Here is a 17,601-nt window from a genome sequence, read left to right on the forward strand (position 1 = left end):
ATATGACATTATATAAACAGCTAGTTTCATGGATGACAGCCGTCTTTTTACTATTGATGATTTCTGTCTTTGCAATAGAGTTTAGCAATACACAAACATTTTTAGAAAATCAACAGCGTTCGGAGGTGAACAATACTATAAATACAGTTGGCTTAGCTCTTGCTCCATATCTAGAAAATGAAGATAAAGTAGCTGCTGAGTCGGTAATTAATGCTTTATTTGATGGCAGCTATTATTCAGCAGTACGTTTAACTTTATTTAATACTGATGACGAAATAGTTCGTGTTTACCCTATCACTATAGACAGTGTACCTAAGTGGTTTTCAGACTTACACTTATTTAGAACCATTTCAGAAAGTCGTATTATCACGAGTGGTTGGTTACAATTAGCTGAAGTCGAGATTGTGACTCACCCTGGTTATGCGTATCAACAACTCTGGAATGCGTTAACGCAATTAGCGACGACCTTTCTTATCGTTATTGCCTTAGGGATTATTATTATTTCTATTGTTGTAAAGCGAGCGTTATCACCTTTGCAATCTATCATCATTAAAATGAAACAGGTTGCTGAAAATAATTTTAGTGGCGAATTACAACAACCGAAAACAAAAGATCTTGAAGCTGTTATTAATGGTATTAATTCAATGTCTGCCCAAATAGCACAAAGCTTTCAATCACAAGCAAAAGAAGCTGAAAAATTAAGAGACAAGGTCTACCTTGATCCTATCTCTGGATTAGGTAACCGTGCTTTTTTTATGGCTCAATTAAATACATGGTTATCAGAGTCTGCTGAAGGTGGTGTTGCGTTATTTCGAGTAAACTTTATTCATAAAGTTTATGAAGAAGAAGGTTATGAAGCGGGTGATGCTAAAGTTAAAGAACTGTCTGATTTGTTAAAAGCTACTTTACCATCAAAAAATGTGATTCTTACTCGATTAAACACTTGCGAGTTCGCTTTTATCTTTCCAAGCATAGAGGAAGAAGAATTAAAAGTAGCGGCAGATAATATTATTGCTTATACACAAGACATAAAGGGAGATCCAACCGCAACTGCGCCTATTGATGCTGATTTAGGGGTTGTTTTTAATGAATCAAGAAAGACAACAACCGAGATATTATCTTTAGCAGATAATGCATTAACTCAAGCACATTCACATCCTGAGTTATCTTACGGCTATATTGCTGATGAAAGTGCACATGAACTAATGGGTAAGCAGCAATGGAAACAGTTTGTCGATGAAGCGATTAATGAACATTTGTTTGATTTCACATTGCAACTAGCGACAACTCATCTTGGGGTCGTTTTTCATCAAGAAGTTTTTTCTGCTATCGAGAAAGACAACCAACGTTACTCGGCTAATCAATATCTCCTTGCTTTAGATCAACTGAACGAGACAACGCCGTTTGATCAATTTGTCATTAGAACCATGATTGAACGAATTCTTGCAGAAGAGATCACACAACCTGTTGCAATAAACTTAGCGAATAGAAGTATAGAGAATCCAAGTTTTGTTCGTTGGTTAACGAATACGTTAAGAAAAAATAAATCGATTGCTTCTTTATTACATTTTGAAATTCAAGAAATGTCTTTTATCGAAAATGAAGATCATACGGCGTTGCTATGTAATGTTATTCGCTCTTTTGGTGCCGAATTTGGTGTTGATAACTTTGGTCGAAATTTTGAATCACTTGAATATCTTAAAGTATTTAGACCTAAATATGTGAAGTTAGATTACTTATTTACTCATCAGTTAAATGATGAAAAACAACGTTACATTTTAGCGTCAATTTCAAGAACAGCGCAAAATTTAGGAATTACTACAATAGCATCACGAGTTGAAAATAAAGAGCAATTAGAATTGCTTTCAGAGCATAACGTAGATGTTTTCCAAGGCTTTTTTATCAATGAAAAAGTAAAAGGTAAATAGAATGAAAGATCCCTTGCTGCATTCATTGTGCTATGTCGGCCGTTATTACGGCCAAGTTAACTCACCAGAAGCCTTGATTAATGGTTTACCTTTGCAAGACGGTAAGCTAACGCCTTTTCTCTTTTCTCGAGCAGCAGAGAGAGCGGGTTTAGTTGCGAAAGAGAATCAAGCAGAATTACTGAGAATACCTAAGCTTGTATTGCCTGCAGTACTTTTGCTTAAAGGAGGTGAGTCTTGTGTTTTGATTGGGTTTGATGCTGAAAACACTCAAGCTGAAATTATCTCTGCAAATTCAGACATGATGCCTATCTCTATTTCTACTGAAGAATTAGAGTCTCAATATATTGGGCGTTATTTCTTACTAAAAAAGCAATTTAGATATGATGCTCGTTCACCGGAGATCTTAAAAAAACGCGAAGGACATTGGTTCTGGAGTACACTATTTGAGTCGAAACATATTTATCGAGATGTGTTTATAGCATCTATCCTGATTAATATATTTGCTATCGCGACACCTATGTTTACCCGTCTAGTATACGATAAAGTGGTGCCAAATTTGGCATTTGAATCACTATGGGTTTTAGCTTCTGGTATTTTTGTCGTTTTTGTTTTTGACTTCATATTAAAGTATGTACGAGGCTACTTTATTGATGTCGCCGGGAAAAAGTCCGATGTATTGATCTCTGCTAAGTTGTTTCAAAAAGTACTGGGGATCCGAATGGAGGCAAGACCTCCCTCTGTAGGAGCCTTTGCAAGGCATCTTCAAGAGTTTGAATCAATAAGGGAGTTTTTTACGTCCGCTACAATAGCGTCATTGATTGATTTACCCTTTGCGTTGCTCTTTTTATTCGTTATTTACTTAGTAGCAGGTCCAATTGTTTTGGTTCCTATTGTTGGTATTGTTTTATTACTTATTCATGCCGCAATCATACAAGGACCATTAAAGAAAACAATTGAAGAAGGCTCAAGACTGGCATCCCAGAAATACGCGAATTTAATTGAAAGTTTAGTAGGTCTAGAAACATTAAAGCTATTTAATGCACAAAGTCAGTTTCAGTATCGATGGGAAGAAGCCGTCACTCATATTTCTAATTGGAGTATCAAAAGTCGTCGTATTACAGATTCAATTCAAAATATGGCTGGCTTTGTACAACAAGCAGTAAATATAGGGATGATTATCGTTGGTGTTTATCTTATTGCTAATGGTGATTTAACGATGGGTGCTTTAATTGCTTCAACAATGTTGAGTGGTAAGGCAATAGGACCATTAGTGCAAATATCTTTGCTATCAACAAGATACAACCAAGCTAAATCGTCAATGACTATCATCGAAGAGCTAATGGCTATGCCTGATGAGCAAGAAGAAGATAAGCGTTATATCCATCGGCCTGTTTTACAAGGGAAGATTGAACTTGATAAAGTGAGTTTTAATTATCCAGAATCACAGGTAGCTGCAGTTCGAGATATAAGCCTTACGATTAATCCGGGAGAGAAAGTTGCAATCATAGGAAGAATTGGCTCAGGAAAAACAACATTAGAACGTCTCATAATGGGCCTATATCAAGCGACAGCAGGTTCTGTTCGAATAGATGATACAGATATCTCCCAACTTCACCACGTGGACGTGAGACGTAATATAGGCTGTGTGCCGCAAGATATTACTCTGTTTTATGGTTCCATCAGAGATAATATTACGTTGGGCCGTGAGCTGTCCGATGATGCTGAAATGATGGATGCAGCCAACCGTGCTGGAGTAACAGCATTTACTCAACAAGACCCTGCGGGATTAGAGCGTCAGGTGGGTGAGGGTGGTTTATTATTATCTGGTGGCCAGCGTCAATCGGTAGCTATTGCTCGAGCGTTAATAGGTCGCCCTCCTGTGCTATTAATGGATGAACCGACGAGCAGTATGGATAATCGCTCAGAAATGCTGTTTAAAAACCAGTTGTCACATTTGAAGCCATCAGAAACCTTGATACTGATAACACATAAAACATCAATGCTAGATATTGTTGATCGTATTATTGTTATGGAGAAGGGGCATATTATTGCTGATGGGCCTAAAAATCAGGTTCTAAATGAATTGAAAACAGGCAAAGTAAAAGCAGCAAGTTGATAGTATTTATTTTTTAATGAAAAGGCAGCCAGTGAAATGGCTGCCTTTTTTCTATTTAATCAAAAATTTATTCAGATGAGTATGAACCGTAATATTATTTTTTCTTACGAGTGAATATGTTCCATTCGTTAATTACATCCCCTTTAAATCCCACAACGCTAGCAATAACACGGCGATTTAGAGCGTGGCTTACTGCTGAATCTCCTTTTGCCGTTAATTGTGTATCACCAAAACCGACAGTTTCAATTCTATCTGGGTCGACACCGTATTCGATTAACGCGATACGTACAGCAGAAGCGCGTAATTTTGATAAGTGGATATTATATTCGGCGTTTCCTTGTTGACTCGCAAAGCCCTGTAGCTGAATTGAGGTATCAGGATACTCACCGAGAAATTCAGCCATGGTTCTGATCTCTGTTTTAAAGATCGGAGAGATCTCTGAGGAGTCATTCGCAAACAGGATTTTAAGATCTTTCTTATTTGAATGCTCTACATACTCAGCACAGCCATCATTATCAATCTGAGCACCAACGGGGGTCCCTGGACAAATATCTCGAGCATTAATAACACCATCATAATCATCATCTCTAAGATCTGCGATTTGATCTGATTTTGGTGTTTCCATGTAATCTTTATCACCTGATACGCAGGCTGTTAAGAAAAGGCTTGCAATAAGTACGGGGTAAATTGAAGTTTTCATGCTTATTTGTCCTCTTCTTCAGATTGTTTAGAGTCCCATTCTTTTGGTGTATCTATGAGTAATGAAGGTAGAAGCGTTCCTGTTGCATGCAATACTCTATATTTAGCGAATTGTTCTGCGTAGTGAGCATCTAAATAAGACTTACGTGCTTCAAATAATTCGTTCTCTGTGTTTAATAGATCAAGTAACGTTCGCTTACCGATTCGGTATTGCTTCTCATACGCTATGACAGTATCTGAGGCAGCATCAACGTGATCGGCTAAAAATTCTTTTTGTTGTAACGTAAGATCAAGCGCGCTCCATGAAAGACGGAATCCTTCTTCTACATTACGATAAGCACTATCTCTAAGATCTTTTGCCATATTTAGTTGGTAAGCACTTTTATCAGACTGAGCACTATCGCTTCCGCCATTATATAAGTTATAGCGCATACGTATCATGGCAGAGAACTCATCACTATTGCCCTCTATACCGCCAGCATCATCCCGCCATGTTTGAGCCGCTTCAAAAGAGAATGTTGGATAATTGGTGCTTTTAGATTGAGCGTATTGATATTTTGCCGCTTTAATATCAGATTGAGCAGTCAAGATCACTGGGTGATATTCAAAAGCACGTTCGATACCTTCTTGCTGACTTAAAGGCAGCGTATTAGCATCTGCTCTTGGGTAGATTAGAGCTTGAGGAGGTGAACCTACAATTTGGGTAAACACTGTGTGTGTATCAAACAGGTTGTTTTGAGCAGCAAGTAAATTGCCATGTGCTCGAGCGATACGAGCTTCTACTTGAGATACATCGGCTGTTGAGCCGATACCTGATGCAGCTCTTTTTTTAATGTCTTTATATATCTTTTTATGGATAGCTAAATTGCTTTCTGACAGTGCTAAGATTTCAGTGGCTTTTACTGCATCTAAATATACTTGTGATACATCAAGTGCTTTATTTTCAGCTAGAGACATAAGTTGTAAACGCGCAGATTCTGATTCAGCTTCTGTTCGGTCCATGTCATTAATTGTATTAGAACCATCCCAAATTAATTGGGTTAAGGATAGGGTCGCATCTTTACGCGTGAGATCAGTATCATTTCCATCCGCAGGGTTGATCTGTTCATAACCGATGCCGGCATCTAAATCAATCGATGGTAGGTAATTACCTGACACACTCTCGCTATCAGCAACAAAACTTAAATATGAGTTATATGCTTTTTTTACTTCTGGGTTTGTTGTTAGTGTTTGAGATATGGCTTGCTCTAAGGTTTGAGCTTGAGTCGATACGCTCAAAACAAGCAAGCTACTGTAAGTTGCCAGTTTCATCCATTTCAAAGTTGTTCTCCTTGTTATCGTACTCTTATAAACCACAAATTAAGACGATATGTAATTGTATAAACAATTTAACGATAACGAAATGTCATGGGTTTGTGGCGTTGTTGTTTATTTGCTGGAAATGCTACGTTATTAAAATATAAAAAGCAAAAATTAACCTATTGAAATATGGCAAATAACACTCTGTCATAAGTTAAATAAAAAAAAATTGACGAGCTTTGAAAAATGAAAATAAAAAAGCAAACATATACCGTCTCATAAGTGAGATTAATTTAAGTTTATTTTTATAAAAAAATTTTTTTGTTGTTTTTTGTCGATTATATTTACAAATTTTATGGAATGAGTATCACATTTGTGATTCGGTGCATAAAAATGAAAACAAATAAGGAATAGGACAATTTTGTTACGTCATTTTCACGTTTTTCGTTGCTTTCGCATTGTGGTGATATTGTTATTAATGTGATAAATTTACTGCAATATATTACTGATTGTTACGTAATGGGTAATCAGTGTGAATAAATGGATTTGGAGATTTTGTCATGGCTGAAAATACATCAATAAACGCAGAGCAGATAATTGTTATTGATAAAAATGGTAACTTAAAGCTAATTACTCCAGGTGAAAAGGTGCCACCCGGCGAAATCGTTGTTGAAGGTTCTTCTGGTAGCTTAGTGGTTAACAGTATTGATTTACCAGAAGAAAGTGATGACATTGATGCAATACTAAGTGCAATTGTTGATGGCCAAGATCCTAGTCTTATCGCAGATGCTCCCGCTGCTGGTGAAGATAACGGTTCAAGTTTGACTACATCAACAGAGATTGAACGTATTGGAAAAAGTACTATTGCTGAAACAAGTTTTGATACTTCTTCATTAGAGTCTCTTGGGCTATCGAAAACACAAAGTTTAACATTATTAGAACAATATAAAGTATATAGAGAGACTGGAGAGTTTCAAATTCCGGATCCAAGCAATGGCTTAATTAAAACCGCGCCGACGTTATTCATTCAAGAAATCGATGAAAACGGTGTTATTAATGAAGAACGCGCAGAAAACGGCATTCAAGTAGAGGTAACTCTACCAATAGGCACAGAAGAAGGTGACAAAGTTGAGTTACGCGATGGTGATGGTGAGGTAGTTGGTGAGCATCTAATTACTGAAGATGATATTACAAATGGCAAGGTAGAAATCACTGTACCAACACCTACGCCAGATGGAAGTTATGAATACGTAGCCGATATTACAGATCCAAGTGGTGATAAGGGCCCAAGCTCTAATGAAGTGGAGTTTGAGCTTGATACGACGGCGCCTGGTGATGGCGAAGGCGACAACGGCAGTGATGTTGCACCAACGGTTCTTATCGATTCTGGCGAAGATGACATAATCAATGCAGCGGAAAAAGACGCGGGTGTTACGGCGAGTATTGAGCTACCTGAAGGTACAGATCTGACCACAGATAGCCTAGTTATTTCAATTAATGGCGGTGAGCCACAAACAATCAAACTGTCGGATGCGACGTTTGATGAGAGTGGTAAAGTTGTGGTTTCTATTCCAGCAAGTGCCATTGTAGATGGTACGCCAGTGAAGGTTGACGCGATTGCTGTTGATGTCGCTGGTAATGAATCAGCTACGGGCAGCGATACGGCAGACGCGGATTTGGTGGCGCCTGGTGATGGTGAAGGTGACAACGGCAGTAACGCAGCACCAACGGTCGTGATTAACTCAGGCGATGATGACACCATTAACGCTGATGAAAAAGACGCGGGTGTTACGGCGAGTATTGAGCTACCTGAAGGTACAGATCTGACCGCAGATAGCCTAGTTATTTCAATTAATGGCGGTGAGCCACAAACAATCAAACTGTCGGATGCGACGTTTGATGAGAGTGGTAAAGTTGTGGTTTCTATTCCAGCAAGTGCCATCGTAGATAGTACGCCAGTGAAGGTTGACGCGATTGCTGTTGATGTCGCTGGCAATGAATCAGCTACGGGCAGCGATACGGCAGACGTTGATTTGGTGGCGCCTGGTGATGGCGAAGGCGACAACGGCGGTGATGTAGCACCAACAGTCGTGATTAACTCAGGCGATGATGACATCATCAATGCCGATGAAAAAGACGCGGGTATTACGGCAACAATTACGCTGCCAGAAGGTACGAACATTGCAGAAGACAGTGTGGTTGTAACCTTCTCAGATGGCACAACAGAGACTATTAAACTGTCAGAGATTGCCGTCACCGACGGTAAGTTCAGCGTAGCGATCCCAGCGGCAGCGATAGTGGATGGTCAAACAACAGAAGTGAGTGCGATCGTTGTTGATGGGGCAGACAATAAGTCGGCTACAGGCAGCGATACGGCGAGCGTGGATTTGGTGGCGCCTGGTGATGGCGAAGGCGACAACGGCAGTAACGCAGCACCAACAGTCGTGATTAACTCAGGCGATGATGACACCATTAACGCTGATGAAAAAGACGCGGGTGTTACGGCGAGTATTGAGCTACCTGAAGGTACAGATCTGACCGCAGACAGCCTCATTATTTCAATTAATGGTGGTGATCCACAAACAATCAAACTGTCGGATGCGACGTTCGATGAGAGTGGTAAAGTTGTGGTTTCTATTCCAGCAAGTGCCATCGTAGATGGTACGCCAGTGAAGGTTGACGCGATTGCTGTTGATGTCGCTGGCAATGAATCAGCTACGGGCAGCGATACGGCGAGCGTGGATTTGGTGGCGCCTGGTGATGGCGAAGGCGACAACGGCGGTGATGTAGCACCAACAGTCGTGATTAACTCAGGCGATGATGACACCATTAACGCTGATGAAAAAGACGCGGGTGTTACGGCAACAATCACGCTACCAGAAGGTACGAACATTGCCGAAGACAGTGTGGTTGTAACCTTCTCAGATGGCACAACAGACACCATTAAACTGTCAGAGATTACCGTCACCGACGGTAAGTTCAGCGTAGCGATCCCAGCGGCAGCGATAGTGGATGGTCAAACAACAGAAGTGAGTGCGATCGTTGTTGACGCGGCAGGTAATAAGTCGGTTACAGGCAGCGATACGGCAGGCGTTGATTTGGTGGCACCAGGTGATGGCGAAGGCGACAACGGCAGTGATGTTGCACCAACGGTCGTGATTAACTCAGGCGATGATGACATCATCAATGCGGCGGAAAAAGACGCGGGTGTTACGGCGAGTATTGAGCTACCTGAAGGTACAGATCTGACCACAGATAGCCTAGTTATTTCAATTAATGGCGGTGAGCCACAAACAATCAAACTGTCGGATGCGACGTTCGATGAGAGTGGCAAAGTTGTGGTTTCTATCCCAGCAAGTGCCATCGTAGATGGTACGCCAGTGAAGGTTGACGCGATTGTTGTTGATGTAGCTGGCAATAAGTCAGCGACGGGCAGCGATACGGCAGGCGTTGATTTGGTGGCGCCTGGTGATGGCGAAGGCGACAACGGCAGTGATGTTGCACCAACGGTCGTGATTAACTCAGGCGATGATGACACCATTAACGCTGATGAAAAAGACGTGGGTGTTACGGCGAGTATTGAGCTGCCAGAAGGCACAGATCTGACCGCAGATAGCCTCGTTATTTCAATTAATGGCGGTGAGCCACAAACAATCAAACTGTCGGATGCGACGTTCGATGAGAGTGGCAAAGTTGTGGTTTCTATCCCAGCAAGTGCCATCGTAGATGGTACGCCAGTGAAGGTTGACGCGATTGTTGTTGATGCCGCTGGCAATGAGTCAGCGACGGGCAGCGATACGGCAGACGTTGATTTGGTGGCGCCTGGTGATGGCGAAGGTGACAACGGCGGTGATGTTGCTCCAACAGTTCTTATCGATTCTGGCGAAGATGACATCATCAATGCAGCGGAGAAAGACGCGGGTGTTACGGCAACAATTACGCTGCCAGAAGGTACGAACATTGCAGAAGACAGTGTGGTTGTAACCTTCTCAGATGGCACAATAGACACCATTAAACTGTCAGAGATTACCGTCACCGACGGTAAGTTCAGCGTAGCGATCCCAGTAGCAGCGATAGTGGATGGCCAAACAACAGAAGTGAGTGCGATCGTTGTTGACGCGGCAGGCAATGAGTCAGCGACGGGTAGCGATACTGCGGGCGTGGATTTGGTGGCGCCTGGTGATGGTGAAGGTGACAACGGCAGTGATGTTGCTCCAACAGTTCTTATCGATTCTGGCGAAGATGACATCATCAATGCAGCGGAGAAAGACGCGGGTGTTACGGCAACAATCACGCTGCCAGAAGGTACGAACATTACAGAAGACAGTGTGGTTGTAACCTTCTCAGATGGCACAACAGACACCATTAAACTGTCAGAGATTACCGTCACCGACGGTAAGTTCAGCGTAACTATCCCAGTAGCAGCGATAGTGGATGGCCAAACAACAGAAGTGAGTGCGATCGTTGTTGACGCAGCAGGCAATGAGTCCGTGGAAGGTTCAGACCGTGCTGAGGTTGATACGACTTATGGTGAAGAGACTGATGAGCCAGATAATGGGATCATTCAACCAACGGTGAGCATCTCGGACAATACGGATGATCAGGCAGAGCTCATCAGTGGCACAGAAAACGCAGACATCACGGTGAGCTTCGGTGAGGGCGTGAGTTCAGGCACAGCGCAAGTGGTTATTAGTGATGAAGATGGAGACACTGCAAACGACATCACGTTGAATGTGACGTTGAACAGTAATGGCACGGCCACGGTCGATGGTGGTTATACGGTGACGCAGAACGACGATGGCACTTACACTATTAATGACGTAGACGTGAAAACGCTGGCGGATGGCACCTTAACGGCAAATGCGACATTCACCGACAGCGATGGCAACGTGGCGACCGCGAAAGATGATGTGGTGAAAGATACAGTCGCCCCAAACCCTCCAGCAATCACAAACATAACCGACGACTCAGCAGAGAGTGATTACTCAACGGTGACATTACACGGTACTGGTGAGCCGGGAGCAACAATTACTATTTATGATGAAGATAATAACGTTGTCAATTCTTCTACAGCTATAACCGTAGATAGTGATGGTAACTGGACATTTGATATTTCTGACTTATCAGAAACCCCAGTCGGTGATAATGAATTCTTTAGCGTCACGCAAACAGATGAGAATGGTAATGTAAGCCTTCCTTCTGAACAAACTCATTATGCTCACGGTGAATTTAGTGGTACAGATGATTATGATGATTACGTATTACTAGGTAAGGGAGATGACACTTTCAATTTAAACGATGATGATAAAAATGATCGAGTGGTTGTTGATGGTGGTGCAGGAACAGATACCGCTGTACTAGATTCGAATTTATCTGATTGTAAAGTTAGCCTTAATGAAAACGGTGAAATTGTTATTGTTGATAAAGAGGGAGATACAAACATCTTCCGCGACTTCGAACAATTTGAATTTAAAGATAAAGAAGATCCTCAGTCTGTATCAGATTTATTCAAACCAGTAGTTACAATTATTGATGATAAAAACAATGATGGCGTGATTAATAAATCAGAGCTAGAAGGAAAAGTAACCGCAACATTTACTTTGCCTCCAGCAGCTGTAGCTGGAATGATTTTATTGATCACTATTGATGGTAATGCAGAACCTTACGCGTTAACGGAAGCTGACATAGAGTTAGGTACTGTAACACGTGACGTTGATGTGCCAGAACATGGAGAAAGCATTAACGCAGATGCAAGCATGAGCTATGAGGGACAAAGTTTCTCGGACTCTGATAATGCAGTTATGGATTCAAACTCAGCCCCAGATGCAGTAAATGACACCCTTATTTTTGATGGTTTAGCTGGAAGTTACTATGGTTATAACGACAGAGGACCTGATAAAGATGGTAATGATTTATCATCAATAGAACAGGTACTTGAGTTTATTAATGGTAATGATCCTGATGCCAGTTTTATAGCGAAAGAATTAGATTATGAGCGTGAAGCTAATGATCTTGGCGAAGATGATACATTGCAAGATTTCTTAGGTGATGATGCTGACTCTTTATCGAGTGATCCAGGCGATTCTACTGATGCAATTTTGCATATTGAAGGTCAAGTCGAACTAGAGCCAGGAAGATATGGCTTTAAAGTAACTGCAGATGATGGTTATTTAATTAAAATCGATGGCGTTATTGTTGCTCAGTATGATGGAAATCAAAGTTCTTCAACAACAACTCCTGGAGAAGATGGTCATATTTATTTTGACATAGATACTCCTGGATTCCATGAGATTGAAATTGTTTATTGGGATCACGGTGGTGCTTGTGAGCTTTCTATTGAGCTAGGAAAGTTTGATGAAAATAATCAATTAATCGAATATAAAGATTTAGGTGATTATCCGTTATCACATCAAGGTAGTTTGGCAACAGAAGATAACATTGTCACTATTACGCCAGAAGACTTATTAGGAAATGATACCGATGTTGATGGAGACGAATTAACAATCGTAGGTGTATCAAACCCAACTAATGGGACGGTTTCGATTAATGATGATGGTGAAATTGAATTTAAGCCATCAGAAAACTTTAGCGGTGAAGTTACTTTTGATTACACCATCAGTGATGGAAATGGTGGCACAGATACAGCAACAGTAACAATTAATATTGATGCTGTTGCTGATGTTCCTGAGTTAACAGTTATATCTAAAACAGAGACTATATTTACTTCAAGCTTTGAGGACCAAGCTCAAGATGATAAGAAACAATTCTCATTAGAAGTTGATGGATGGACTCCGATAAATGGCGAAGAAGCGATTGAAACTTGGGAGAGTGGTGTAGATATGAGTGATGGAGGTACCGTTCATGCGAGTGATGGTAATCAATTTATCGAACTAAACTCAGCTTCTCATTTTGAATCAGCTAAAGGGGTAGAAAGAGAGATAAATACTGAAGAGGGAACTCTTTATACTCTTACTTTAGATGTTGCACCAAGACCTGGCTTTGGCGAAGAATATAACTCATTTGATATTGTTGTTGATGGGGTTGTTGTTGGTTCGTGGAGCGGTTCTAGTCCGAAAGATCAAGGCTTAGATTGGAACTCAATTGAAGTGAATTTTTATGGTTCATCAGAACCGCAGAATATTCAGTTAGTATCGACAGGTACACATCATAATTCCGGTCGAGGTGTATTAGTTGATAATCTAGTTATTGAAGAAGTTAATGGTATTGAGCTTGGTAATAATGGATTTGTTACAGATATCATATTAAGCGAATACATTGGTGGCGAGCTAACAGATACAGATAGCTCAGAGACATTAAGTTATGAATTATCAAACCTACCATCGGATGCGGTGATCTTAGTGGGTGACGAACTAATTCCAATTAATAATGGAATAGTAGAGCTAACAGCAGATCAATTATCAACAGCTAAAATCCAATTGCCATTGAGTTATACCGGTAAGCTTTCGGTGTCAATTGTTGCTATTTCTACAGAGGCGAGTAATGGAGACCAAGCTAGAAGTGAAGCTCAAATCATTGACTGGGTAGTAACAGATATTCCAAATGTTGATGAAGACGTCAACTCAGAAGGTGATTTAGTTGACTCTGTTCAAGTTGTTCATGCTGGGACGGAACATGAATATACCATATGGGCTTCTTCAGGGTCAGGGAAGCCAAATGTAATGTTTGACAAAAATGACACACAGTCTGGATTAATTGTAGACGCTGGTGCTGCTGGTGATGATATATACTTAGGCTCTGGTGACGATACAATTTACCTAGGAGATAGTCATGCAGGGGGATTTGATGTTAACCCTGATGATCCTAAGCTTATAAATGCTCAAAATGTAGTTGAAAATATTTTTAGTAAAGGGAGTGATTTAAATCATCTTCAGGATGGGGTTGAATCAGGATCATTTAAAAACATATCTGCTGACAGTAATGCTTATCTTGATCTTGGGCATGGTGGTGACGGTAATGACAAGATCTTTGGTCAAAATGGCGTTGATATTATGTTTGGTGGTAAAGGCGACGATTACCTAAGCGGAGGTAATGATAATGATGGTCTTCGCGGTGGTAGCGGTAATGATATTCTTGACGGTGGCTCAGGCAACGATATCTTAATAGGTGGACTTGGTGATGATATTCTTACTGGTGGAACAGGGGAAGATATCTTTAAGTGGGTTGATCAAGGTGTCGATAATAGTTTAGATAACGGTACAGACACCATCAAAGACTTTGTTGTAGGTGAGGACTTAATTGATTTAACTGAAATTATCGGTGGCGATGATGATGTTATAAATATGGGTGATTTACTCTCTCATATTAGAGTATCAGAGGATGGGGACGATTTAACATTATCGATTACAGATGACAGTGGAAATGAGCATGACATCGTAGTTGAAGGAGCTGTGACTTCATTTGGTCTTGAGAATGCAGATTTCTCTAATCAATCAGAAGTACTAACAAAACTATTGAACGATCAGATGTTTAAATTAGATGATATTACTTAATTAGTGGATCTAACCTTCAATTAAGGGCCTATTTTAGGCCCTTTTTATTTTTCCCTTGTTTAAGGGCGCTCAAAAGAGCACAATTTCAACAAACAAGTCGAAGTGAGATTTACATGGAATTAGAAGATATTCGTCGTGATTATAGCCTTGGAGGCTTACGTAGAGCTGATTTACCACAAGAGCCAGTAGATCTATTTGAACTCTGGTTAAAACAAGCGGTAGAAGCAAAATTGACTGATCCAACCGCGATGACCGTTGCTACTGTGGATAAAAATGGACAACCATTTCAACGTATCGTGTTATTGAAGCATTTTGATAAGACAGGGTTTGTTTTTTATACCAACCTTGCATCTCGTAAAGCACAGCATTTGGAAGACCATAGTAAAATTTCTCTGCACTTTCCTTGGCACACTCTTGAACGTCAAGTTCACATTACAGGGACGGCTGAGAAACTAAGCGCACTTGAGAATATGAAATATTTCACCTCAAGGCCAAAAGAAAGTCAAATCGCAGCATGGGCAAGTAAACAAAGCAGCCGCTTAACGGCACGTTCAGCCCTTGAAGGTAAATATCTAGAGCTTAAACAGAAGTTTGCTAAAGGGGAGATCCCTGTTCCTAAGTTTTGGGGAGGCTTTAGAGTGAATATTGAATCAATTGAATTTTGGCAAGGTGGAGATCACCGACTTCATGATCGATTCCTATACAGTAAAGATCAAGATAACTGGGAGATCGACCGATTAGCGCCATGATCTTGGCTTGATCTTAATGAATAAATAAAAATGAAATGCCGATGATTATAAGATCATCGGCATTTTTATGTCTCTTTTAGCCACTCAGTATTAAGTTTCTCTGTATCACCGAGATAATCTAACAACCACTGAATGGCTATAGATTGATTATTATTATTCCAAGCAAGGCAACATGGACTCGGGTCAATATGGTTTTCTATCTTCTTACTAATTACTTGACCGGTTTCTAATAATCTTTTGGCTCTATGAGCTGGCATAACACCAACGCCTAAACCATCAATAAAACACTGTTCAGCACTGTGCCAATTGGGAACGATAAGGCGACGTTGATTATCTAACTGCCATGTCGAGCGTTTTGGTAATATCTGAGAGGTGTCTTCCAAGCAAATTACTGGATATTTAATTAACTCGGAATGTGGGATTTGGTCTTCATAACCCGCTAATGGATGATTAAGGCCAACCACAAATTCCCAGGCGAGTTCTCCCATAGGACGGTATGAGAAATCGCCACCAATCGGAATGGTTGCAGTTGCACCAATACCAATATCGGCACGACCCGTCATTAAGGCATCCCACACACCGTTAAACACTTCCATGGTTAGTTGAAGCTCAATGTCGGGAAAGGTGGCGTAAAAGTCTCGAACGAGCTGGTTTACCCCATTTTCACGAACGACATTATCTAAAGCTACTGACACACTTTGTTGCCAGCCGTTTGCCACTCGTTGAGTGTTGAATCGAATGTCTTCCATTTCTTTAAGGAGTTTTCTTGTTTGCTCGACAAAATAGGTTCCGGCGGCAGTCAGTTCGACTTTACGGTGTAAGCGAGTAAATAAGCATACATTTAAACGCTCTTCTACAGACTTAATGGTGTAGCTGATCGCGCTAGGTACTTTATGTAACTCATCTGCAGCATGGCTAAAACTGCCTAATCGTGCAACGGACTCAATCGTGATTAATTCATGGTATGAAAACATAAAAGACCTGATGTTTATTTATTCACATCAAATTATTTGATGTAAAGTGCAAATTATATCGTTTCACAAGAGTAGCAACTAGCACATAGAATGCAACGAATTTTAAAAATGTTCAGCTTTGGAGAAGAACATGGAAAACAAAAAACAATCTATCCCGTACATTTGGCTAGCGGGCTTAAGTATGCTGGGCTTCTTAGCTACTGATATGTATTTACCTGCATTCGATATTATTCGTGGCGATTTAGCAACAACAGAAAATATGATTGGATTAACCCTAAGTATTTTCTTGTTAGGTATGGCGATTGGTCAACTTTTTTACGGACGATTGACTCAAAAGTTAGGAACGAAAAAATCACTGATCATTGGTTTAAGCATTTTTGCAGTCAGTAGTTTAGCTGCTTCATTTTCAACCAGTGTCGAAATGCTATTAGTTGCCCGTTTCTTCCAAGCGCTGGGTGCTTGTAGTGCTAATGTTATTTGGCAAGCAATGGTTATTCAGCGTTACGATGCGAAAACATCACAGCGTATTTTTGCGACAATTATGCCATTAGTTGCTCTTTCTCCTGCATTGGCTCCTTTATTAGGTGCTGCGATTGAAAAGTTCTACGGTTGGTCAATGATATTCGTAACATTAACAATTATTGGTGTTGGCTTAGCAGTAAGAACGTTTGCAGATAAAGAACCAAAACAAGAGCAAGCAACATCAGGAAAAACCATTACTTTTCGTGATGTTATCAAGTCAAAAAAATTCACAGGAAATATGTTAATTTACGCAGCAAGCTCAGCGATCTTCTTTGCGTGGTTAACGGGGTCACCGTTTGTAATGACTCAAATGGGCTATTCAGGTTCTGATATCGGTTTAAGTTATGTTCCACAAACTATTGCCTTTATCGTTGGTGGTTACGGTTGTCGTTGGGCATTAGAACGCTTTAATGCACAGCAAGTACTGCCATGGATTTTAAAATTATCTATCGCGAGTGTGGTTACGGTTTTCTTAGTGTCATGGAGAATGGATGTATCATCAATCATTCCAATGCTCATTCCGTTCTGCTTCTTAGCGGCGGCAAATGGTGCGGTGTACCCAATTGTAGTGAATAACGCATTAATTGATTTTAAAGAAGGCAGTGCTGTTGCTTCTGGTCTACTTAATTTCTTACAGATGCTTTTCTGTGTAGCGGCAAGTGCAATGGTATCGAGCATTAGTTACATGGGCGCAATCTCTATGGGGAGCATCATGTTATTGCAATTAGTTTTCTTATTCATCGGTGCAGTCATGGTGTTTAAAGCGAACAAAGAAGAAAATATGGAATTAGCAGAGCAATAATC

At 40.6% G+C, this 17,601-nt stretch carries 8 protein-coding genes; 5 read left to right on the forward strand and 3 right to left on the reverse strand.

Annotated features, from left to right (window positions below; all coding sequences use genetic code 11):
- Nucleotides 1-2 precede the first annotated feature (2 nt).
- Nucleotides 3-1,928: a bifunctional diguanylate cyclase/phosphodiesterase gene (locus PVK71_RS03465; RefSeq protein ID WP_274417691.1), complete on the forward strand. Its 1,926-nt coding sequence runs from the start codon at nt 3-5 to the stop codon at nt 1,926-1,928.
- Nucleotide 1,929: 1 nt separating this feature from the next.
- Nucleotides 1,930-4,044 (forward strand): type I secretion system permease/ATPase, encoded by a 2,115-nt coding sequence (locus PVK71_RS03470; protein WP_130047068.1) that lies wholly within the window; start codon nt 1,930-1,932, stop codon nt 4,042-4,044.
- Between the two features lie 94 nt (nt 4,045-4,138).
- Here PVK71_RS03470 and PVK71_RS03475 read toward each other — a convergent pair whose 3' ends face one another.
- Nucleotides 4,139-4,744, reverse strand: coding sequence for an OmpA family protein (locus PVK71_RS03475; protein WP_274417690.1), 606 nt, complete (start codon nt 4,742-4,744; stop codon nt 4,139-4,141).
- Nucleotides 4,745-4,746: 2 nt separating this feature from the next.
- On the reverse strand, nt 4,747-6,054 hold the full coding sequence (locus PVK71_RS03480) for a TolC family outer membrane protein (RefSeq protein WP_274417882.1): 1,308 nt from the start codon (nt 6,052-6,054) through the stop codon (nt 4,747-4,749).
- 548 nt (nt 6,055-6,602) lie between these two features.
- Between PVK71_RS03480 and PVK71_RS03485 the strand changes: the two genes are divergently transcribed.
- Entirely contained in the window at nt 6,603-14,552 is a 7,950-nt protein-coding gene (locus tag PVK71_RS03485) for a tandem-95 repeat protein (protein WP_274417689.1), read from the forward strand.
- Nucleotides 14,553-14,665: 113 nt separating this feature from the next.
- Complete coding sequence (gene pdxH / locus PVK71_RS03490) at nt 14,666-15,301, forward strand: pyridoxamine 5'-phosphate oxidase (RefSeq protein ID WP_130044904.1); 636 nt, start codon at nt 14,666-14,668, stop codon at nt 15,299-15,301.
- A 65-nt stretch (nt 15,302-15,366) separates the two neighbouring features.
- Here the strand turns inward: pdxH and punR are convergent, their stop codons facing one another.
- Nucleotides 15,367-16,275: a DNA-binding transcriptional activator PunR gene (punR, locus tag PVK71_RS03495; protein WP_274417688.1), complete on the reverse strand. Its 909-nt coding sequence runs from the start codon at nt 16,273-16,275 to the stop codon at nt 15,367-15,369.
- A gap of 130 nt (nt 16,276-16,405) precedes the next feature.
- Here punR and punC point away from each other — a divergent pair, with 130 nt between their 5' ends.
- A complete protein-coding gene (punC, locus tag PVK71_RS03500; protein WP_130044902.1) occupies nt 16,406-17,599 on the forward strand; it encodes a purine nucleoside transporter PunC in 1,194 nt (397 codons plus the stop codon).
- The last annotated feature ends 2 nt before the right edge of the window (nt 17,600-17,601 follow it).

The sequence above is a fragment of the Aliivibrio sp. S4MY1 genome, assembly GCF_028765545.1.
In the GTDB taxonomy this organism is placed as follows: Bacteria; Pseudomonadota; Gammaproteobacteria; order Enterobacterales; family Vibrionaceae; genus Aliivibrio.

Excerpts from the sequence above, each read along its gene's own strand:
- PVK71_RS03465 (WP_274417691.1), top strand. The coding sequence starts at position 3 with ATGACATTATATAAACAGCTAGTTTCATGGATGACAGCCGTCTTTTTA.
- PVK71_RS03470 (WP_130047068.1), top strand. The coding sequence starts at position 1,930 with ATGAAAGATCCCTTGCTGCATTCATTGTGCTATGTCGGCCGTTATTAC.
- PVK71_RS03475 (WP_274417690.1), bottom strand. The coding sequence starts at position 4,744 with ATGAAAACTTCAATTTACCCCGTACTTATTGCAAGCCTTTTCTTAACA.
- PVK71_RS03480 (WP_274417882.1), bottom strand. The coding sequence starts at position 6,054 with ATGAAACTGGCAACTTACAGTAGCTTGCTTGTTTTGAGCGTATCGACT.
- PVK71_RS03485 (WP_274417689.1), top strand. The coding sequence starts at position 6,603 with ATGGCTGAAAATACATCAATAAACGCAGAGCAGATAATTGTTATTGAT.
- pdxH (WP_130044904.1), top strand. The coding sequence starts at position 14,666 with ATGGAATTAGAAGATATTCGTCGTGATTATAGCCTTGGAGGCTTACGT.
- punR (WP_274417688.1), bottom strand. The coding sequence starts at position 16,275 with ATGTTTTCATACCATGAATTAATCACGATTGAGTCCGTTGCACGATTA.
- punC (WP_130044902.1), top strand. The coding sequence starts at position 16,406 with ATGGAAAACAAAAAACAATCTATCCCGTACATTTGGCTAGCGGGCTTA.